20 protein-coding genes and 1 tRNA gene are annotated in these 19231 nt (G+C 73.4%); 9 read left to right on the top strand and 12 right to left on the bottom strand.

The genetic code is table 11. The features are described 5' to 3' along the window. Positions 1 to 106 precede the first annotated feature (106 nt). Positions 107 to 181: transfer RNA gene (locus ACZ597_RS27385), tRNA-Val, on the top strand. Between the two features lie 60 nt (positions 182 to 241). On the opposite strand, the gene ACZ597_RS27380 is transcribed toward ACZ597_RS27385, so the two are convergent. Continuing rightward, the gene (locus tag ACZ597_RS27380) at positions 242 to 316 is read right to left on the bottom strand and encodes a 50S ribosomal protein bL37 (RefSeq protein WP_099895366.1); all 75 of its coding nucleotides are present in this window, start codon (positions 314 to 316) and stop codon (positions 242 to 244) included. 90 nt (positions 317 to 406) lie between these two features. Between ACZ597_RS27380 and ACZ597_RS27375 the strand changes: the two genes are divergently transcribed. Together ACZ597_RS27375 and ACZ597_RS27370 are read left to right on the top strand one after the other, a co-directional pair. After that, the gene (locus tag ACZ597_RS27375; RefSeq protein WP_471335254.1) at positions 407 to 1051 is read left to right on the top strand and encodes a TRADD-N-associated membrane domain-containing protein; all 645 of its coding nucleotides are present in this window, start codon (positions 407 to 409) and stop codon (positions 1049 to 1051) included. Positions 1052 to 1058: 7 nt separating this feature from the next. Continuing rightward, the gene (locus tag ACZ597_RS27370) at positions 1059 to 1289 is read left to right on the top strand and encodes a DUF2277 domain-containing protein (protein ID WP_405980843.1); all 231 of its coding nucleotides are present in this window, start codon (positions 1059 to 1061) and stop codon (positions 1287 to 1289) included. 11 nt (positions 1290 to 1300) lie between these two features. Here the strand turns inward: ACZ597_RS27370 and ACZ597_RS27365 are convergent, their stop codons facing one another. From ACZ597_RS27365 to ACZ597_RS27350, 4 genes are all read right to left on the bottom strand, one after another. Further along, complete coding sequence (locus tag ACZ597_RS27365) at positions 1301 to 1798, bottom strand: hypothetical protein (protein ID WP_471335251.1); 498 nt, start codon at positions 1796 to 1798, stop codon at positions 1301 to 1303. A 179-nt stretch (positions 1799 to 1977) separates the two neighbouring features. Continuing rightward, positions 1978 to 2589 carry a DedA family protein gene (locus ACZ597_RS27360; protein ID WP_471335248.1) on the bottom strand — a complete coding sequence of 204 codons (612 nt, stop codon included), beginning with the start codon at positions 2587 to 2589 and terminating at the stop codon, positions 1978 to 1980. 103 nt (positions 2590 to 2692) lie between these two features. Then, positions 2693 to 4354, bottom strand: coding sequence for an alkaline phosphatase D family protein (locus ACZ597_RS27355; RefSeq protein WP_471335245.1), 1662 nt, complete (start codon positions 4352 to 4354; stop codon positions 2693 to 2695). 149 nt (positions 4355 to 4503) lie between these two features. Next, a complete protein-coding gene (locus ACZ597_RS27350) occupies positions 4504 to 5178 on the bottom strand; it encodes an HNH endonuclease family protein (RefSeq protein ID WP_471335242.1) in 675 nt (224 codons plus the stop codon). Between the two features lie 524 nt (positions 5179 to 5702). Between ACZ597_RS27350 and ACZ597_RS27345 the strand changes: the two genes are divergently transcribed. Further along, positions 5703 to 6284, top strand: a complete 582-nt coding sequence (locus ACZ597_RS27345; protein ID WP_471335240.1) for a TMEM165/GDT1 family protein — start codon at positions 5703 to 5705, stop codon at positions 6282 to 6284. 118 nt (positions 6285 to 6402) lie between these two features. Here ACZ597_RS27345 and ACZ597_RS27340 read toward each other — a convergent pair whose 3' ends face one another. Continuing rightward, positions 6403 to 7092 carry an HAD-IA family hydrolase gene (locus ACZ597_RS27340; RefSeq protein WP_471335237.1) on the bottom strand — a complete coding sequence of 230 codons (690 nt, stop codon included), beginning with the start codon at positions 7090 to 7092 and terminating at the stop codon, positions 6403 to 6405. Positions 7093 to 7224: 132 nt separating this feature from the next. Beyond that, positions 7225 to 8703, bottom strand: a complete 1479-nt coding sequence (locus ACZ597_RS27335) for a peptidoglycan-binding domain-containing protein (protein ID WP_471335234.1) — start codon at positions 8701 to 8703, stop codon at positions 7225 to 7227. Between the two features lie 101 nt (positions 8704 to 8804). Here ACZ597_RS27335 and ACZ597_RS27330 point away from each other — a divergent pair, with 101 nt between their 5' ends. Beyond that, positions 8805 to 10880: an MDR family MFS transporter gene (locus tag ACZ597_RS27330; protein ID WP_471335617.1), complete on the top strand. Its 2076-nt coding sequence runs from the start codon at positions 8805 to 8807 to the stop codon at positions 10878 to 10880. Here ACZ597_RS27330 and ACZ597_RS27325 read toward each other — a convergent pair. Beyond that, positions 10877 to 11431, bottom strand: coding sequence for a GNAT family N-acetyltransferase (locus tag ACZ597_RS27325; protein WP_471335231.1), 555 nt, complete (start codon positions 11429 to 11431; stop codon positions 10877 to 10879). The genes ACZ597_RS27330 and ACZ597_RS27325 overlap by 4 nt on opposite strands. Before the next feature lie 106 nt (positions 11432 to 11537). Between ACZ597_RS27325 and ACZ597_RS27320 the strand changes: the two genes are divergently transcribed. Further along, positions 11538 to 11933 carry a nuclear transport factor 2 family protein gene (locus ACZ597_RS27320; protein ID WP_471335228.1) on the top strand — a complete coding sequence of 132 codons (396 nt, stop codon included), beginning with the start codon at positions 11538 to 11540 and terminating at the stop codon, positions 11931 to 11933. Positions 11934 to 12038: 105 nt separating this feature from the next. Here the strand turns inward: ACZ597_RS27320 and ACZ597_RS27315 are convergent, their stop codons facing one another. After that, positions 12039 to 12374 (bottom strand): antibiotic biosynthesis monooxygenase family protein, encoded by a 336-nt coding sequence (locus ACZ597_RS27315; RefSeq protein WP_388936087.1) that lies wholly within the window; start codon positions 12372 to 12374, stop codon positions 12039 to 12041. Between the two features lie 118 nt (positions 12375 to 12492). Between ACZ597_RS27315 and ACZ597_RS27310 the strand changes: the two genes are divergently transcribed. Next, positions 12493 to 14508: a bifunctional glycosyltransferase 87/phosphatase PAP2 family protein gene (locus ACZ597_RS27310; protein WP_471335225.1), complete on the top strand. Its 2016-nt coding sequence runs from the start codon at positions 12493 to 12495 to the stop codon at positions 14506 to 14508. Positions 14509 to 14549: 41 nt separating this feature from the next. Here ACZ597_RS27310 and ACZ597_RS27305 read toward each other — a convergent pair whose 3' ends face one another. Then, the gene (locus tag ACZ597_RS27305; RefSeq protein ID WP_471335222.1) at positions 14550 to 15485 is read right to left on the bottom strand and encodes a GlxA family transcriptional regulator; all 936 of its coding nucleotides are present in this window, start codon (positions 15483 to 15485) and stop codon (positions 14550 to 14552) included. A 108-nt stretch (positions 15486 to 15593) separates the two neighbouring features. Here ACZ597_RS27305 and ACZ597_RS27300 point away from each other — a divergent pair, with 108 nt between their 5' ends. Further along, entirely contained in the window at positions 15594 to 16115 is a 522-nt protein-coding gene (locus ACZ597_RS27300) for a PaaI family thioesterase (RefSeq protein ID WP_471335220.1), read from the top strand. A 236-nt stretch (positions 16116 to 16351) separates the two neighbouring features. Here ACZ597_RS27300 and ACZ597_RS27295 read toward each other — a convergent pair whose 3' ends face one another. Then, a complete protein-coding gene (locus ACZ597_RS27295) occupies positions 16352 to 17596 on the bottom strand; it encodes a cytochrome P450 (protein ID WP_471335217.1) in 1245 nt (414 codons plus the stop codon). Positions 17597 to 17861: 265 nt separating this feature from the next. On the opposite strand from ACZ597_RS27295, the gene ACZ597_RS27290 reads away from it, so the two are divergent. Then, the gene (locus ACZ597_RS27290; protein WP_471335214.1) at positions 17862 to 19031 is read left to right on the top strand and encodes a steroid 3-ketoacyl-CoA thiolase; all 1170 of its coding nucleotides are present in this window, start codon (positions 17862 to 17864) and stop codon (positions 19029 to 19031) included. A 114-nt stretch (positions 19032 to 19145) separates the two neighbouring features. Here the strand turns inward: ACZ597_RS27290 and ACZ597_RS27285 are convergent. After that, on the bottom strand, positions 19146 to 19231 hold an 86-nt coding region (locus ACZ597_RS27285; protein WP_470980786.1), incomplete at its 5' end, for an aggregation-promoting factor C-terminal-like domain-containing protein.

Raw genomic sequence — 19231 nt, 5'->3', positions numbered from 1 at the left:
AATCCCTCTCCCGTGCCCCGTCCGCCCGTGCCCCGGTCCATTCTCCCCCACGGGAACGTGATTGCGTGGGGGGTCCGCCCTGCATGTAGGCTGTCCACTCGTCCACGGGTGTGTAGCTCAGGGGTAGAGCGCTGCTCTTACAAAGCAGATGTCGGCGGTTCGAAACCGTCCACGCCCACCAGTCAGAAGGCCCCCAACCGATCACGGTTGGGGGCCTTCTGCGTGTCTGGGGGTGTGCGGCTCAGGCGTTGGGGCGCTTGCCGTGGTTGGCCTTCTTCTTCTTGCGGGCGCGCTTCTTGTTTCCTCGCTTGGCCATGTGTGGCTCCCTCACGCGGGATGAATCGGGCGTTCGCCAGTCTAGGTTCCGGGCCGGTTTCCCGCGCGGTGGGACGGGGATCTGGAGGGTGTGGCAGGTGCGGCGGAGTGGGTCTGGGTCGTGGGGCTCGGGGTGGCCGGCCTCGGGCTGCTGACGGCTGCGGTGATGAGCCGGGCCCGGTTCGAGCGGGAGCGGGACGCCGAGCGGGAGCGGCTGCTCGCGCGGCTGGGCGGCGGGCCGCGGGAGCCGGGGGCGGAGCCGCGGCTGGTCGACGCCGGGGCGCAGCGGGGGGCGGCGGCCGAGCTGGGGGACCGGCACGACGACTTCACGCCGATCCTGGTCGAGTACTACGCCTACGGGCTGACACAGGCGCGGAGCAGCTTCGCGACCAGCCAGGTGTTCGCCGGGGTCGGCGCGGCCGTGCTGCTCTTCGGGGTCGGGCTCGCGGTGTGGAAGGCCGAGAGCGCGGGGGACGCCTACCTCGGCGTCGTCACCAGTTCCGTCGGCCTGGTCGTCACCCTCGTCGGGCAGCTGTTCCACCGGCGCGCCGACCTCGCCCTGCGGCACATGGCCGCACAGACGGCAGCCCTGCGCGAGGACCGGCGGGCCGCGGAGAGCACCCAGCAGGCGATGGGGCTGCTGGAGGAGGTCGCCGACCCGGAGCTGCGCGGAAGGCTCCAGGCCGGGCTCATCATGAAACTTTCCGGGGCCGAGCTGCCGCCGACCGCGCCATAGTGGAGGTATGTGCCGCTCCATTAAGACCCTGCGCCCGCCCGCCATCCCCGAGAAGGCCACCGAGGAGGAGATCCGCGCGGCCGCGCTCCAGTACGTACGCAAGGTGTCCGGCTTCCGTGCCCCGGCCGCGCACAACCAGGAGGTGTTCGACGCCGCCGTGGACGCCGTCGCGGAGGCGACCGCCGCGCTTCTCGACGGTGTGCAGGTCCGGGGCCGGACGGCTGCCGCGGCGGTCTGACCGGCCGGCCGTCAGCCGGTGTGGGCCCAGCGGCGGCGCAGCAGCCAGATGCCGGTGCCGAGGGCGCCGGCCGCGAGGGTGCCGCCCAGGGCGATCTGGCCCGGGCTCATGGACTCGACGCTGCCGCCGAGGCCGCCGCGGGCGGCTCCGGGGCTGACCGTGAGGGTCACCGTGACGCGGCGGCCGGTTCCGCCGCACTCGAAGGTGACGGGGTAGGAGCCGGCGGCGGCGTCGCGGTAGACGGTGGCCGCGCCGGAGAAGCTGCTCGCGCTCCGGCCGCCGGGGGAGAGGGAAACGTCGCCGAATGCCCGGGAGGACGCCCGGGCATTCGAGGTTTCGCAGCCGTCGACGTTGAGGGTGACGCGGCTGCCGGGGGCGACGGTGCCCGGGGAGACGGTGGCGGAGGGGGCGGCGGAGGCGAGCGTGGCGGGGCTGACGGCCGCGACGACGAGTGTCGCGGCCGCGATCCCGGTCAGTCGGCGCCGGTTGCGCGTGCGCGTGGGGGACATGGAGGGGACTCCTCGGGCTCGTCGAAACGGCGCGGCCAGGGCTGGGGCGTGACGCGGATTCGGTTGCGCCGTTCTCTGGACGCTAGAAGCCCGGGAGTGGGGCGGCGATCGCTGCCGGGTGAACGGGTGACCGGCCTGCTCCCTCCGGGGGAGGGGAGGGGGCTGTCCCGTGCGCGGTGTTACGCGGGTGCCGGGCCGGGGGCGGGGCGGCGGATGAGGTAGGCGGCCAGGGAGCCCGCCGCGAGGAGGGCGACCATGGAGACCGCGGTCCCGAGCCAGGCCGTGCCCAGCCACTGGGTGCCGAAGTAGCCCAGTGACACGCTGTAGCTCGCCCAGCTGATGCCGGCCACCACCGACCAGGGCAGGAACTCCGTCACCTTCCGCCGCGTCCGGCCCGCCCCCAGGGAGACCACCGAGCGTCCGGCCGGGGCGAAGCGGGCGATGACCACCAGGGCGCCGCCGCCCCTCACCAGGGCGGTGCCCAGGCGTTCCTGCGCCCGGGTCAGCCGGCGCGAGCGGGCGACGGCACGGTCCAGCCGGGCACCGCCGTGCCGGGCCAGCCGGTACGCCGCCATGTCGCCCAGCACCGAGGCCGTCGCGGCGACCACCAGCAGCAGCCTGATGTCCGGGACCTGCGCCGGTGAGCCCGTGGCCACCGCCGCGGCCGCGGCGGCGCTGATCACCAGCACCCCGCTCGGCAGCACCGGCAGGAACACGTCGAGCACCACCGACACCGCCACCACGGCGTAGATCCAGGGGCTCGCGGTCAACGACCCCAGAGTCTCAAGCAAAGCGGGACTCCCCAGTCCGAAGCGCCGCGTCGTCGCGGGGAGCGGCAGGGGCGGCTGACAGCCATACAGCGTACGCCCGCCACCGGTCCGGCGGCGGCCCGGTCTACTCCGCCGCGGTGAGTTCCCGGTCGAGCACCGTCACCAGCCTGGCCCCAGGCCGGCCCGACCGGGCCTGGTCCAGCCGCAGCCGGGCGCTCCGGCCCGCCAGCGCCAGCGTCATCAGCTGGTTGCCGAACCACGGGCCACCCGTACGCCTCCAGCTCACCGGCGGCCGGCCCGTCCGGCCGTGCCGCGAGAAGCCGCGCCCCAGCCACCGCCCCAGCCGCGACCAGCCCAGCCGGAACCCCCACTTCACCACCGTGTGGATGGAGTTGTGCACGGGGGAACAGGTCAGCTGGAACACCCGGGCGGTGCTCGGTATTCGCGGCTCGGCCACGTACGCGTGGTGGACGTCCCCGGACAGGACGCAGACGGTCGCCGGAGCCTTCGGGCCCGTGCCCACCTCCTCGATCAGGTCGCTCAGCGCGGCGAACGACGCCGGGAACGCCGCCCAGTGCTCCAGATCGCTGCGCCGCCTCAGGTCCTCCCCGATCCGCGCCCACCGCTGCCCGCGCTCGCCCCGGCAGAGCGCGGCGTTCCACACCTCCGCGTCGTGTATCAGCGGCGGCATCAGCCACGGCAGCGAGGATCCGATCAGCAGGTGGTCGTAATCCCCGTGGCCCTCCAGCGCGTTCTCCCTGAGCCAGAGCTGCTCCGCCGGGTCGAGCATGGCCCGGCCGTCCTCGGCGAGCACCCGGGCGGCGCGGGTGTCCACCATCAGCAGCCGCGACCGGCCGAAGTCCCGCCGGTAGCTCCAGCGGACCGAAGCAGGGTCGGCGTCCGCGGCGGCCGCGAAGGCGCGCAGCGCGTCGGTGCCGTCCGGGGTGGCCCGTACGGCCGCGTACAGCTCGTCCGCCGCGAGTTCGGCGGGGGAGAGGTTGCCCAGGTGCTGGTACACCCAGTACGACATCAGCCCGCTGAGGACCCGCTCCGGCCACCACGCGGTCGCCCGCATCTCCGCCAGCCAGGCCGCGCTGGTGTTCCAGTCGTCGATGACGTCGTGGTCGTCGAATATGTGCAGGCTGGGAACGGTCGACAGCAGCCAGCGGATCTCGGGGTCGAGCCAGGACTCGTAGTACAGCCGGGTGTACTCCTCGTAGTCCGCGACCTGTGCGCCCGGTGCCTCCCGCAGGTCGCGGCGGGCGGCGAGCCACGCGCGGGTCCCGCGCGAGAGGTGGTCCGCGTAGACCTGGTCGCCGAGCAGCAGCAGGACGTCCGGCCGGACTTCCCGCGGTTCGTGGGCCAGCCGCGCCGCGAGGGTGTCGAGGGCGTCGGCCCCGTGCGGTCCGCGCCGGCCGGCGGGCGGCGCCGCCTGCCGGCAGGAGCCGAAGGTGACGCGCAGCCCGGGCGCGGGCCGCCCGGGGCCGCCTCCGACGGCGGGTGTGCTGATCGTGCTCGGCGGGAAGCCGCCGCCGGTCGCCGGCCAGACGGGGATCCCGTCGAGCAGCACCTCGTACGCCGTGGTCGTGCCCGGGGTCAGGCCTGTGACCTGCACCAGCGCGTAGTGGTGGCCGGCGATCTGGAAGGTGCGGACGCTGCCGCCGGAGCCGTCGGCGCACCGCACCTCGGCCGTGCACGGGCGGTCCGCCTCGACCCATATCGTGGCGGAGTCGCCCGTGTCCCAGTCGACGTGGCGCAGCAGTGGTCCCAGTCGCAGCCCGGCCATCCAACTCCCCCTCCTCGGCACCCCTTTCGATCACGGTACGGGTCGGGGCGGGGGCAGGCCTCCCCCTCGCGGGGGATAGGGAGGGTGAAAACCCCGGGACTTTCCCCGAGAGGCACCGGGAAGGCCGGAACGGGGCTTTCGGGCCGGGGTCAGCAGCCGTTCAGGACGTTCACCAGGGCGGTCTTCTCCCCGGAGTCCATGCTCAGGCCCCAGTACTGCTTCACCTGGACCCACATGCGCGCGTACGTGCAGCGGTACGCGGTGCGCGGCGGCAGCCACTTGCCCGGGTCGAGGTCGCCCTTGGCCTGGTTGACGTTGTCCGTGACCGCGATGAGCTGCGGCCGCGTCAGGTCGTTGGCGAACTGCTGGCGCTTCGTGGTGGTCCAGGAGTCGGCGCCCGAGCGCCAGGCTTCGGCGAGCGGGACCATGTGGTCGATGTCGATGTCGGAGGCGGCGGTCCAGGTGGCTCCGTCGTACTCCGAGTACCAGCTGCCGCTCACGGAGGCGCAGGAGGAGTCGGTCACGACGTTCACGCCGTCGCGCTTGAGGACCGTCTCGCGGGTGTTGCAGGTGCCGGAGACCGTGCTCCAGTGCGGGAACTGGGTGCGGCTGTAGCCGGTGAGGGAGCCCTCGGCGGCGGGGGTGACCGTGGCCAGGTAGGAGCGCGCCTCGGCGGCGGTGATGGGGGTGGGCGGGGCGGCCAGGGCGGCCGGGGCGTTCGCGAGCGAGGTGAGGGAAGCGAGGGCGACGGCGGACGCGAGGATGCCCGCGCGCCCGACGCGACGCGCGTAGACGGAGGGCGTGCGGGTGGATATGAGGGCCATGGGGGCTCCCTGGTGCGGGGGGTGGTGGCCGTGCTGACCCCGGCGGGGCGCGGCCATGGTGGCGGCGCCAGATGTCGCTGGGACGGGCACCAGGTGACAGATTGCCGACATGGGCACGTCACATCAAGGCAATCAATGCCCGGCATTCAAGGGGAAGTTGAGATTCCGGCTGCCGAGGAGGGGGTGGAGTGGGGTGAACCTCACATACCGGGCGCCTTCGTCCTGTCGGCGCCTTCCCGTACCCTGGACGGAGCAGAAGGGGAGTAGCTCTTCGCCGGACCGTCGACATACTGCTGGGTCACCCAGCCGGCGCCCGGAGGCAGGCCGCGTCAGCGGTCGGCCAGCGAGACCTTCGGCCGCAGTGCCCTGTCCACGTGACGCGGCGCGCGCGACGCATGCTGATGCGTGGCGTGTGACGTGTTCGCACCTTCCAGGGCGCCGCTGAGCCGAAGCGACCCCTGAAACACCCCAGGTCTCTCGGTCCGACGGCGTCCTGCCCGACCGACCGATCGAGGTTCCACCCCGTGTTCAGCTTCAGCGTCCTCGCGATCGCCTTCGGCGTCGTCTTCCTCGCCGAACTCCCCGACAAGACGGCCCTCGCCGGCCTGATGCTCGGCACCCGCTACCGCGCCTCCTACGTCTTCGCGGGCGTCGCCGCCGCCTTCGCCGTGCACGTCGCGCTCGCCATCGCCGCGGGCAGCGTGCTCACGCTCCTCCCGCACCGGCTCGTCCAGGCCGTCGCCGGCGTCCTCTTCCTCGCGGGCGCGGCCATGCTGCTCCTGAAGAAGAACGACGAGGACGAGGAGGTCAAGCCGCCCGCCGACCAGTCCTTCTGGAAGGTCTCGGGGGCCGGCTTCATGCTGATCCTCGTGGCCGAGTTCGGCGATCTGACCCAGATCATGACGGCGAACCTGGCCGCCCGGTACGACAACCCGCTCTCCGTCGGCCTCGGCGCGGTGCTGGCGCTCTGGGCGGTCGCGGGCATCGGCATCCTGGGCGGGCGCACGCTCATGAAGTACGTGCCGCTGCGGCTCATCACCAAGATCGCGGCGGCCGTCATGGCCGCTCTGGCCGCGTTCTCGCTGTACGAGGCGATCGCGGGCTGACCCGTCGGCGGTGCCGGGGCGGCCGCGCCGCAACAGGCGGGCGGTCGCCCCTCCGCGCCCTGCCCTCGGCGCTCGGGCACGCGGCCGGGGGCCGGCCGGGTTGGTGCCGGTGACGGCCCTAGGCGGGCGGCGTGAGGGTGAGGTGGAGGGTGCCGTCGGCGGTGGGCTCGACCCGGACCGAGGTCAGGTCGGGGACGTGGGCCGTCGGACCGTGGGCGGCGGCGCGGGGGCCTATGCCGATCACGCGCATGCCGGCCGCCAGGCCCGCGGCGATGCCGGCCCCGGAGTCCTCGAAGACCACGCAGTCGGCCGGGTCCACGCCCAGTTCGGCGGCGCCCTTGAGGAAGCCCTCGGGGTCGGGCTTGCTGGCCCCGACGGACTCGGCGGTGACCCGCACGTGCGGCATCGGGAGCGCGGCGGCCGTCATCCGGGCCTCGGCCAGGGCGGCGTCGGCCGAGGTGACCAGGGCGTGCGGCAGGCCGGCGATCGACGCCATGAACTCCGGGGCGCCCGCGACCGGGACCACGCCGTCGGTGTCGGCGGTCTCGCGGGCCAGCATCACCGCGTTCTCGGCGTGATTGAGCTCCATCGGGCGCTCGGGCAGCAGGATCGCCATCGTGGCGTAGCCCTGGCGGCCGTGGACCACCTTCATGGCCTCCTGCGGGTCCAGCCCGCGCGACAGCGCCCACTCGCGCCAGCAGCGCTCGACCACGGCGTCGGAGTTGACGATGGTCCCGTCCATGTCCAGGAGCAGTGCCCTGGCGGTGAGGACGGTGGGGGCGGTGGGCGTGGTGGTGCTGGCCGGCATCGGCGGGGCTCCAGACGGGCGGCTAAAGAGAACAAGCGGTTCCGTCCACCGGTCAGGGTTTGCGGACGGAACCACTTTGTTTCTTCACGATACAAAACCCGGCGGGGTGCGCGCCACCGACGGCGGAGTGACTTATCCCTCCAGGGCGCGCCGGGTCGCCGGGCCGTACACGCCGAACTCGTCTTCGTACACCTCGTACTCCATCTGGAAGTTCGCCACCGCCCGCTCCACACCGCGGCCGTACCGGCCGTCGAACCTGCCCCCGTACATCCCGTGCTCCGACAGCAGCCGCTGGAGCTTCTCCACCTCGGGCCCCGAGTCACCGGGACGCAGCGTCGCCGGCTTCACGGGCTTCGCCGGGGAGGTGGGGCTCGGAGCGCGCGTCGTGCCGGCCGGCGCGGAGGGGGAGGGCGAAGCCGAGCGGGAAGCGCTCGGGGAGGCGGCCGCGGACGCCGAGCGGGAGGCGCTCGCCGACGGAGAGGGCGAGGCCGACGCCGAGGAACTCGCCGTCGGGCCGGAAGGCGCCTCCGACGGGCCGGCCGGGGCCGACTCGGCGACGGGCGACGACGGCTTGGGGTCCACCAGCGCGGCGTCGTGCTCGTCGGACCCCGTGAACATCACCAGGGCCAGCGCCACCGCGCCGACGGCCACCGCAGCACCCGCCGCGGCCAGCAGCGGCAGCCGCCGGGAGCGCGGCGCCTTGGCGGGGCGGTCGTCGGGCCACTGCAAGGGGACGGCCCGCAGCTGAACCGTCTGCTCCGCCGGCGGTACGGGTACGGGTACGGGTCCGGGCGCGGGCGCGGGTGTCCCGAACGCCGGGGTGCCCGGGTCCTCAGCCAGCCCCGGTCCGGCCGGGACGGGCGCCAGCATGGCGGTCGGGGCCTCGTCACCCCCGACGGCGTGCGCACGCGCCGTGGCGTCCGGGCCCGGCGTACCGCCCCCGGCCGCACCGGAAACGGTCCACGGAGCCCCGTCGGCCGGATCCGGCATCGGGGCCGTAGGCGCCGTCGGGGCGGGAACCCCGCGGCCGCCCGCGAAGCCGCCGGCCGTGGCGTCGGCAGCACCCTGCCGGGCCGTCGCACCACCGGCCGGCCCACCGGGATCACCCGGCTGCGCCGAGAACGCCCCGGGCGGGGGCGTCAGCGAGCCGTCGGGCGCGGGCGCGCCCGGCTCCACTCGGCCCGGCTCGGCTCCGGACACCGCGTGCGGGGCCGCGAGCGCTTCGGCCGGGGACGCGAAGGCTCCCGTCGGGGCCGCCGGAAACCCCGCCGGGGCGCCGGGCTGCGGGCCCCAGGCTTCCAGATGTGCCGCCGGGACCTGCGGTGCGCCGCCCCCGGCCGTCGGAGCGCCCGGCTGGGCCGCCCAGGGCCCCGGCTGCTCCGCGGGAGCCGGAGCCGGATCGGGGGACGGGGGGAGGGTCGGGAAGGGGGCGGCGGGGTCCGTGCCCGGCTGGGCCATGGCCCCCAGGACCGGCTGGGTCGGCGGCGGGCCCTGGTCGGCTTCCGGCATGGCCACGTACGGGCGAATGCGCAGCGGGTTGAACCCCACCCCCCGTGCACACTCGCAGCCGACGCCCACGGCGCCGCATTCCGGACAGCGCTCTGCGCTCACTGGTACCCCTCCCCTGGACACTGCCAGCGATTATGCAGACCCCTTCGGCCCCACCCAACCCTTCCGAGAGGCCATAACCGGACACACCGCTCAGGATGGAGATGTTGATCCGGCCTGAGGAGGAGCCGATGGCTCAGGATGTGACCGCGTCGGCCGTGGACCCGAAGCCCGGCGCCGAACACGCCTCACGCGAGGTGCTCGTCTCGATCGGGGCCCTGCTGCTGGGGCTGCTGATCTCCGCACTCGACCAGACCATCGTCTCCACCGCGCTCCCCACGATCGTCAGCGAACTCGGCGGCATGGAGCACCTGTCCTGGGTGGTCACCGCCTACATGCTGGCCTCCACCGCCGCCACACCCCTGTGGGGCAAGCTCGGCGACCAGTACGGGCGCAAGAAGCTCTTCCAGGCCGCCATCGTCATCTTCCTGATCGGATCCGCCCTCTGCGGACTCGCCCAGAACATGCCCCAGCTCATCGGCTACCGCGCCCTCCAGGGCCTCGGCGGCGGCGGGCTGATGGTGCTGTCGATGGCGATCGTCGGCGACATCGTCCCGCCCCGCGAGCGCGGCAAGTACCAGGGGCTCTTCGGCGCGGTCTTCGGCGCGACCAGCGTGCTCGGGCCCCTGCTGGGCGGCCTGTTCGTGGACCACCTCTCCTGGCGCTGGGTCTTCTACATCAACCTCCCCATCGGTCTCGTCGCGCTCGTCGTCATCGCCGCCGCCCTGCACATCCCGGCCCGCTCCTCCCGGCACACCATCGACTACCTCGGCACCTTCCTCATCGCCTCCGTCGCCACCTGCCTCGTGCTCGTCGCCTCCCTCGGCGGCACCTGGGGATGGGGCTCGGCCCGGATCATCGGGCTGGCGGTCCTCGGCGCCGTCCTCCTCGTCGCCTTCCTCTTCGCCGAGCGGCGGGCCGCCGAGCCCGTACTGCCGCTGGGGCTCTTCCGGATCCGCACCTTCACCCTCTGCTCGGTGATCAGCTTCGTCATCGGCTTCGCGATGTTCGGCGCGATGGTCTACCTGCCGACCTTCCTCCAGGTCGTGCGGGGCGTCTCGCCGACCATGTCGGGCGTCCACATGCTGCCGATGGTGCTCGGCCTGCTGATCGCCTCCACCGCCTCGGGGCAGGTCGTCAGCCGCACCGGCCGCTGGAAGGTGTTCCCGATCGCCGGTACCGCCGTCACCGCCGTCGGCCTCCTGCTCCTGCACCAGCTGGAGCGCACCAGCTCCGACTGGGAGACCAGCATCTACTTCTTCGTCTTCGGCGCCGGCCTCGGACTGGTCATGCAGGTGCTCGTCCTCGTCGTGCAGAACGCGGTCAGCTACGCCGACCTCGGGGTCGCCACCTCCGGCGCCACCTTCTTCCGCTCCATCGGCGCCTCCTTCGGCGTCGCCATCTTCGGCACGGTCTTCACCAACCGGCTCGGCGACAAGCTGTCCGCCGCCCTCGCCGGAATCCCGCTGCCGCCCGCCGCGACACCCGCACGGCTGGAGGCCGACCCCCGGGCCGTCGGCGCGCTCCCGCCCGAGGTCCGCCCCAGGGTGCTGGACGCCTACTCCTCCGCCATCACCGACGTCTTCCTCTACGCCGTGCCCGTGGTCCTGCTCGCCTTCGTCATCTCCTGGTTCCTGAAGGAGGACAAGCTCCGCGCGTCCGTCACCACGCCCGACGTGACGGAGACCCTGGCCTCCAACCCCGTACACCGCTCCTCGCACGAGGAGGTGGCCCGCGCGCTGTCCGTGCTCGGCACCCGCGAAGGCCGCCGCCACGTCTACGAGAAGATCACCGCGAAGGCCGGCTACGACCTGCTGCCCGCGGCCAGCTGGCTGGTGCTGCGGACCAACAAGTACGGCTCCGTCGAGCCGGCCGTGCTGGCGGAACGCACCGCCATCCCGCTCAAGGTCGTCACCGACGCCGCACGCCAGACCGAGGAGCGCGGACTCGCCACCCGGGACGGGCTCGAACTCGTCCTCACCGACCGGGGCAGGGAAGTGGCGGGCAGGCTGGCGCAGGCACGCCAGGAGTCCCTGGCCGAGCTGCTCGGCGACTGGTGGGGCCCCGACCGGCCCACCGACCTCATCAAGCTGGTCGAGGAACTCAACCGGGAGCTCTGCGGATCCGACTCCGAGGAGCCATACGACACGCTGGCGCGCCGGGACCACTCCGCAACCTAGGGGGTGCCCGCACCGGCCGTGGCGAGGTGCAGGTCCTTCTCGAACCAGTGCTGGGCGTACGGCCCGGAGTTGTACGCCGGTATCTCCCGGTACCCGTGGCGCGCGTACAGGGCGCGGGCCTCCACCAGGTCCGTGCGGGTGTCCAGGCGCATCCGCGTGGCGCCCAGTCCGCGGGCCGCCTCTTCCAGCGCCGCCAGCAGGGCCGCCCCGCCGCCGGTGCCGCGGGCGCGCCGGTCCACGTACACCCTCGTGAGCTCGGCGGTGGCCGGGTCGAGCAGGCGTATGCCGCCGCACGCCAGCGGCCGCCCGTCGAGCCGGCCGACGACGAACTGCCCCGTCGGCGGTACGAGCCCGTCGGCCGGGTCGTCCAGCATCCCCTGGTCGATCTCGGCCTCGGTGGCGGACCGCTTCCAGTACCGCCCGGCGACCTCCGCGTAATAGGCGCGGCGCAGCGCCGTCGCGTCCGGAGTGGCGAAGGGCTCTGCCACCACCTCCCACCTGGTGTTTCCGGGGGTGGTGGAGTCTGTCCTGATGATCGGTTTCCTGTCCATGGCGCCATTGTGCAGCGCCCTCCGCAGCCCCCGCGTGGAATATCCACAGGCACGGGCCGATGATGAGGAAAGGCGTAAATCGCACAAACGGAGGGTGTGAACCGTCATGTCGGAGCATCCGGACTGTGCCCTGATCCGCCGCGGCTACGAGGCCTTCGGCAAGGGCGACATGGAGACCCTGGGCACGCTGATGACGGCCGACGTCATCCACCACGTGCCCGGCGACAACGTGCTCTCGGGGCACCACAAGGGCCGGGAAGCCGTCCTCGATCTCTACCGCCGCCTGGGGGAGGAGACCAACGGCACCCTCCGGGTCCGCCTGGAGAGGGTCATGGTGGACGGCCGGGGCCACGCGATGTCCGTGCACGTCGCCCAGGGCGACCGCGGCGACCGCGGCATCGAGATCCACGAAGGGCTCTTCTTCACCATCGTCGGCGGCAAGATCACCGACATCGACCAGTGCACCCAGGACATCGCCGAGAGCGACGCCTTCTGGGGCTGAGTGGACCCGGCTGAAGGGGCCCGAGCCGGACCAGGGCGGACCGGAGGGACCCGGCACGGCGCGCCGCGCCGCGCCGGGTCCCTCCGCGTTCACACCCGAGAGGCCTCAGGCCTTCTTCGGCGCCGCCTGCTGCACGACCTCGAACGACCACACCTGCGACCCGGAGGCCGCCGGCTTCGGCCGCTCTCCACCGGCCCCGCCCGCGCCGCCACCCTGGTGCGCGGCCTTCATCGGACCCTCCATCCACGCCTGGAAGTCCTCCTCCGACCGCCACCGGGTGTAGACGAGGTACTGGTCCGTACCCTCGATCGGCCGCAGCAGCTCGAACCACTCGAACCCGTCCGAACCCTCCACGGCACCCGCCCGCGAGGCGAACCGCTGCTCCAACAGCTCCCGCTGCTCGTCCGGGACGGTCAGCGCGTTGATCTTCACGATGCTCATGGCCGCCATCCTAGGGATCCCGCCCGGGATATCGTCGTCCAGGTAATGGAACGGGGCACGACGCGCGGCAGCCAGGCGAAGTGACAGTGGCGGTCGACAGGGCGGAGGGCGGCGGGGCGTGGCTGATGCGGTGGAGCGCGGCGGTGCCGGCGGGCATGCCGGGGTCATAGGCGGTGGCGGCGGGCTCGGGGTGGTACGGGTCCTGCTGTGGGCGCTCGCCGCGGTCCTCGGAGTCAGACAGGCCGCCGCGGTGCTGCGCGTGCCGCCCGGCGAGTGGCTCGGCGGCCTCGACCTCCCCGGCAGTCCGCCCGGACCCCTCTACGGCGCCGGGCAGTTCACCGGAACCCCCTTCGCCGGGCTCGTCCTCAAGCCGCTGGCCGGCCTCGCCGCCCCCTCCCTGGAGGTGGCCTGGACCTGCGTGACGCTGCTCCTCGTCGCCGGCGTCGGCCTCGTCGCCGCGCGGGCGCTCCCCGACCCCGTGCCCCGCCGCACCGCGCTGCTCGCCGCGCCCGCGCTGGTCGCGCTGATGCTGGTCTCCCTCCCCGTCCGCGAGGCCGCCTCCCCCGGGCAGACCGCCGTCCTGCCCGTACTGCTGGTGCTCCTCGCCGTGTTCCGGGTCCCCGGCGGGCGGCCCGCCGGCTTCCTCGTCGGCCTCGCCGCCGCCCTCCAGCCGGCGCTGCTGCTCTTCGCGCCGCTGCTGTGGCTCACCGGGCGCCGCCCGGCCGCCCGTGCCGCCGCCGTGACCTTCGCCGGCGCCACCGCGCTGTCCTGGGCCTCGCTGCCGCGCGACTCGTGGACGTACTGGGTCGATTGCCTCGCCGGCACCGGCCTCGGCGGCGCCGGCGACGCCCTCGCCAACCAGTCCCTCCACGGCGCCCTCCTGCGCCTCGGTCTCAGCGGCCCCGGCGAGATCGCGCTCGCGCTCGCCCTCGCCGCCGCCGTCGCCTGGACCGGCCTGCGCCGCGCGGTCCGCTACGCCCGCGACGGCCAGCTGCTGCTCGCCGTCGCCGTCACCGGCTGCGTCGCCGTCTCCGTATCCCCGGCAGGCTGGCGCCACCAACTGCTGTGGGTGCTCCTCGCCGTGGCCGGCAAGGTGGGCCGGCGCGCCGCCGACCGCCGCGTGTGGCCCGTCGCCGTCGTGCTGGCCATGAGCCTGCCGAGCGCCGTACTGCTGCCCAACCTGGCCGCGCTGGCCCCCGTACGCGACAACGTGCTGCTCCTCGCGGCCCTCGCGGCGGCCTGCGCCGTGCCGTTCCTGCCGCGCTCCTCCCCGTACTGGCGCGAGCCCGTGCCCACCGCCTACGCGGAGCCGGCCGACGCGCGCTGGTCCCGGATCCCGCTGCTGCCGTTCTGGCGGCGGGTGAGCTCGCGCCCCAACCTCCTGCTGGAACTGCTGCTGATACGGGTCGGCTACTCGATCTACTCGCACATCCGCGCCGCGGCCCCCACGAGCCGCTCCCTCGCCGAGGGCAACGGTAGCCAGATCATCGGGATCGAGCGGGTGCTCGGCCTCGACATCGAACACGCCGTCAACCAGGCCGTGGTGAACACGTCCTGGCTGGAGGCCTTCTTCAACTTCTACTACACCTCCTTCCACTTCGTGGTCCCGCTCGGCATCCTCGCCGTCCTGTACTGGCGCGCCCCGGGCGACTACCGCTGGGCGCGCGCCTCCCTCGGGCTGGCCACCGTCCTGGCCCTGGCGGGCTTCTGGCTGTACCCGCTCGCGCCGCCGCGCCTCATGCCCGGCCTCGGTTTCGTCGACACCGTGCACGGGGTGCAGGACCTGGCCAACCCCTCGTACGGGGCGATGACCGCGATCTCCAACCAGTACGCCGCGATGCCCTCGCTGCACTTCGGCTGGTCCCTGTGGTGCGGGATCGTGATCGTGCTCCTCGCGCCCCGGCGGTGGCAGAAGCTGCTCGGCGTCCTCCACCCGCTGATCACGGTGTGCGCGATCGTCGCCACCGCCAACCACTGGGTGCTCGACGCGGTCGGCGGCGCGGCCGTCGTCGTCGCCGGCTTCGGGCTGGTCCACGCGCTGTCCGGGCCGCGCGGGCTGAAGGCGGCCCTCCCCGCACAGCGCCGGACCGCCCCGGAGCCGGTACGCGCCCCCGCGCGCTCGGGACGGCCGTAGCGGGACCGCGTGCGGGCCCGGCCCGATCCGAAAGGCACGCCCTACGCCCGTACCCGGCGCAGCAGCGCGCGCAGCGGGCCGGGGCTCTCGTACCCGACCCGGCGGGCGACCGCGGCGAGCGGCAGCGCCGTGGTGCGCAGCAGGTGCTCGGCCTGCTCGACCCGCAGGTCCTGGACCAGGCGGATCGGGGAGCAGCCCAGGGTGCGGGCCATGGTGCGCTGGAGGGTGCGCTCGCTGACGCCGAGGTCGCGGGCGGCGTCGGCGATGGACAGCGGCTCCTCGATGCGGGCGCGCACCCACCGCTCGAAGGCGGCGACGAGCGGCTCGTGCCGGGCCATGGCGCTGGGGATCATGTACGCGGCCTGCGAGGCCCGGTCGTCGACCACCAGGTAGTGCCGCACCAGGTCGGCCAGGGCGGGGCTGCGCGTGGCGACGACGGCGAGTGCGAGGTCGAGGTGGCTGAACGCGGCGCCCGCGGTGGTCACCCCGTCCGAGGTCGTCACCATCCGGGTCTCCTCCAGCGTCACCCGCCGGTACCGCTCGCGGAACACCGGCGCGAGCCACCAGCTGGTGGTGGCCCGCAGCCCGTCCAGGACGCCCGACTCGGCGAGCAGGAAGGTGCCGGTGCAGGAGGAGGCGAGCGGGGTGCGCCGCTCGCGGGCCTCCGCCAGCATCCGGCGGGCCGTGCGCTGCCCGGGCGCGGCCACGGCGTCCAGCAGCGCGGAGGGGCGGCGCTCCGTCAGGGCGGGCAGGACGAGCAGCCCGGCGTCCTCCGCCTCGCGGGCGGGCTCGGTGTCGATGCGGTGGCCCAGCCCGCTGCGGACGCGCCGGCGCACGCCGACCGTGCGGATGTCGAAGGCGGGCGGGGCGGCTCCGGGGAGCTCCCGGCGCAGGGCGTTGGCGGTGTGCAGCACGTCCAGGACGGCCGAGATCCCGGAGTCGAAGACCCCGTCGAGGGCCAGTACGGCGACTTTCACCCGGCCCACCGTAGCCGGTCGGCCGTTCAGGGGGATGTCGGAATCGATCCGTAAGCTGCCGGATCCGACACTCCCGGGGTGCGTGGTACCCCGCCTAGGGTCGATGGCATGACCACGCACCGCACCACCGCCCCCGAGGGCCTGCGCAGCCGTACCCACACGTGGGAGCCGCGGCCCGGGACCACCCCGGAGATCCTGGGCATGAGCGGCCTGGAGATCCTCCGGGCGGCCCTGAAGGGGACCCTGCCGGCCGCCTCGATCATGAGCACCCTGGGCTTCCGCCTCACCGGGGTCGCGGAGGGCTCCGTCGTCTTCGAGGGGGACCCCGGCGACCACCTGCTCAACCCGATGGGCACGGTCCACGGCGGCTTCCTCGCCACCCTGCTGGACTCGGCGCTCGGATCGGCCGTGATGACCAGGCTCCCGGCGGGCACCGCCTACACCACGGTCCAGCTGGGGGTCCACATGATCCGCCCGGTCCTGGCGGACACCCCCGCCCTGCGCTGCGAGGGCACCGCCCTGCACGTCGGCCGTACGACCGCCACCGCGGAGGCCCGGGTCGTCGGCACGCGCGACGGCAAGCTCTACGCCCACGGGACGACGACCTGCGCGGTCCTGCGGCCCGCCTGACGGAGCGGCGTACGGCCCGAGCGGGGCGCGCAATGGCCGAAGGAACGCCGGGGCATGGTGTCCCCGGCGCCCCTTCGGTGGATCGTCGCGTCCTGTCAGGATCGGCCAGGTCCCGGGATCCCGCCACTCGGGCGATCACCGCACCGGCGGACGGCAGGGGCCGGGGCGTGGGTGTGCGGCCCCTGCCGTCCTGGTTCACGGGCCGGCTCGCGCCGTCCCGCAGCCTTGTGGGTCCGTCAGCCGGCGCTGACCCGGAGTTCCTTGATGCCGTTCAGCCAGGCCGCGCGCAGCCGCCGAGGGCCGTCCGAGGCGGGGCGCAGGTCGGGCAGGGCGTCGGCCAGGGCGTTGAAGATCAGGTCGATCTCCAGGATCGCCAGGGACTTGCCGAGGCAGAAGTGCGGGCCGCCGCCGCCGAAGCCGAGGTGCGGGTTCGGGTCGCGGGTGATGTCGAATACGTCCGGGTCCTCGAAGACCTCGGGGTCGTGGTTGGCGGAGGAGTAGAACAGTCCCACCCGGTCGCCGGCCTTGATCTTCTGCCCGCCCAGTTCGGTGTCCCGGGTGGCGGTGCGCTGGAAGGAGACCACGGGCGTGGCCCAGCGCACGATCTCCTCCGCGGCGGTCGACGGCCGGGTCGCCTTGTACAGCTCCCACTGCTCGGGGTGGGTGAGGAAGGCGTGCATGCCGTGGCTGATGGCGTTGCGGGTGGTCTCGTTGCCCGCGACCGCCAGCAGCAGGACGAAGAGGCCGAACTCGTCGGAGCGCAGGTTGCCCTCGCCCTCCGCAGCCACCAGCTGGGTGACGATGTCCTTGGCGGGGCACTCCTTGCGCTCGGCGGCGAGGTTCATCGCGTAGCCGATGAGTTCCACGGCCGCGTTGGAGCCGACCTCCTCGGTGATCGCGTACTCCGGGTCGTCGTACGCGATCATCTTGTTCGACCAGTCGAAGATCCGGGAGCGGTCCTCCTGCGGTACGCCGATCAGTTCGGCGATCGCCTGGAGCGGGAGTTCGCACGCGACCTGGGTGACGAAGTCGAACGCGCCGTCCGCCGAGGCCTCCCGGGCCTCCTCCACTATCTTCCGGGCCCGGTCGCGCAGCGCCTGCTCCAGGCTGCGGATGGCGCGGGGCGTGAAGCCCCGCTGCACGATCTGGCGTACGCGGGTGTGCTCCGGGGGATCCATGTTCAGCATGATCAGGCGCTGGGCATCTATCTGTTCGCGCTGGATGTGCTCGTTGAAGCGGATGATGGCGGTGTTGGTGGTGGAGGAGAACAGCTCCGGGTGCGTGGATACGTACTTGACGTCCGCGTGCCGGGTGACGGCCCAGTAGCCCTCGTCGTCGAATCCGGTGACGCCCCGCCGCTGCGGGCACCACCACACGGGCGCGGTCTGCCGCAGCTGAGCGAACTCCGGGAAGGGGACGCGGTCCTGGAGGATGTCGGGGTCGGTGGCGTCGAAGCCTTCGGGCAGCGCGGGACAGGGCATCGGGCGACTCCAAGGTCTGACGAAGGTCTGACGGCCCATCAGATGTTGGCCTGAAGGTAGTAACGAGTTCTAGAAGTCACAAGGGCTCTCGCGCCAACTGTTGCGTGTGGAATCCGTGTAAGCCGCGTGCAAGACCCTTGCGTGCCGGGCGTCGAGGTCATAAGACTGCGGGGGAGAAGTAGAACGCGTACTAGTTCGCGCGGGGCAGTCGCCGGACGGCCCGCCACGCCGGCGCTGTGCAGAGTGTGCAGGAGAGGACGAGCTCATGGCCGCGGAACCCGTCATCGTCGAAGCCGTACGCACCCCCATCGGGAAACGCGGGGGAGCCCTGGCCAACCTCCATCCCGCCTACCTGCTCGGCGAGACCTACCGCGAGCTCCTGGCCCGAACCGGAATCCAGCCCGACTGCGTCGAGCAGATCGTCGGCGGCACCGTGACCCACGCCGGCGAGCAGTCCATGAATCCCGCGCGCAACGCCTGGCTCGCCATGGGCCTGCCCTACGAGACCGCCGCGACCACCGTGGACTGCCAGTGCGGCAGCTCCCAGCAGGCCAACCACATGGTCGCCAACATGGTCTCCGGCGGGGTCATCGACATCGGCATCGCCTGCGGGGTCGAGGCCATGAGCCGGGTCCCGCTCGGCTCCGGCTCCAAGCACGGGCCCGGCAAGCCCTTCCCGGACGAGTGGAACGTCGACCTCCCGAACCAGTTCGAGGCCGCCGAGCGGATCGCCCGCCACCGGGGCCTGACCCGCGAGGACGTCGACCGGCTCGGCGTGCTCTCGCAGGAGCGGGCCGCCACCGCCTGGGCCGAGGAGCGCTTCAAGCGCGAGACCTTCGCCGTCCAGGTCCCGACGACGGAGGAGGAGCAGGCCGCCGGCCAGGGCATGTGGCGGCTGGTCGACCGGGACGAGGGGCTGCGCGACACCAGCATGGAGGGCCTGGCCCGGCTCAAGCCGGTCATGCCGACGGCCGTGCACACCGCCGGGAACTCCTCCCAGATATCCGACGGCGCCGCCGCCGTGATGTGGGCCTCGCGCAAGATGGCCCGCGCGCTCAAGCTGAAGCCGCGCGCCCGGATCGTCGCCCAGGCGCTCGTCGGCTCCGACCCGCACTTCCACCTGGACGGCCCGATCGACGCGACACGGGCGGTGCTGGGCAAGGCGGGGATGTCCCTCAAGGACATCGACCTCGTCGAGATCAACGAGGCCTTCGCCTCCGTGGTCCTCAGCTGGGCGCAGGTCTTCGGCCAGGACCTGGAGAAGGTCAACGTCAACGGCGGCGGCATCGCCCTCGGCCACCCCGTCGGCGCCACCGGCGCCCGGCTGATCACCACCGCGCTGCACGAGCTGGAGCGGCGCGACAGGGAATTCGCGCTGATCACCATGTGCGCGGGAGGCGCGCTGGCGACCGGCACCATCATCCAGCGCCTGTGACCACCGCTCCGGGCGCCCGCTGACCCCGTGGGATGGGATGCCGAAGGCCCCGGTGGCCGGACCTGGGGAGGCCGGCCACCGGGGCCTTCACATGTCTGCTCGTCCGCTGGTGGTTTAGTACCAGTGGTTGGCCTGCCAGAAGTTCCAGGCCTCGACCGGGCTGCCGTAGCGCTCGTTCATGTAGTCCAGGCCCCACTTGA

This window comes from Streptomyces sp. NPDC040718 (assembly GCF_055593565.1).
The sequence above is the reverse complement of the archived record's forward strand: the minus strand, read 5'-3'. Positions and strand labels throughout refer to the sequence as shown.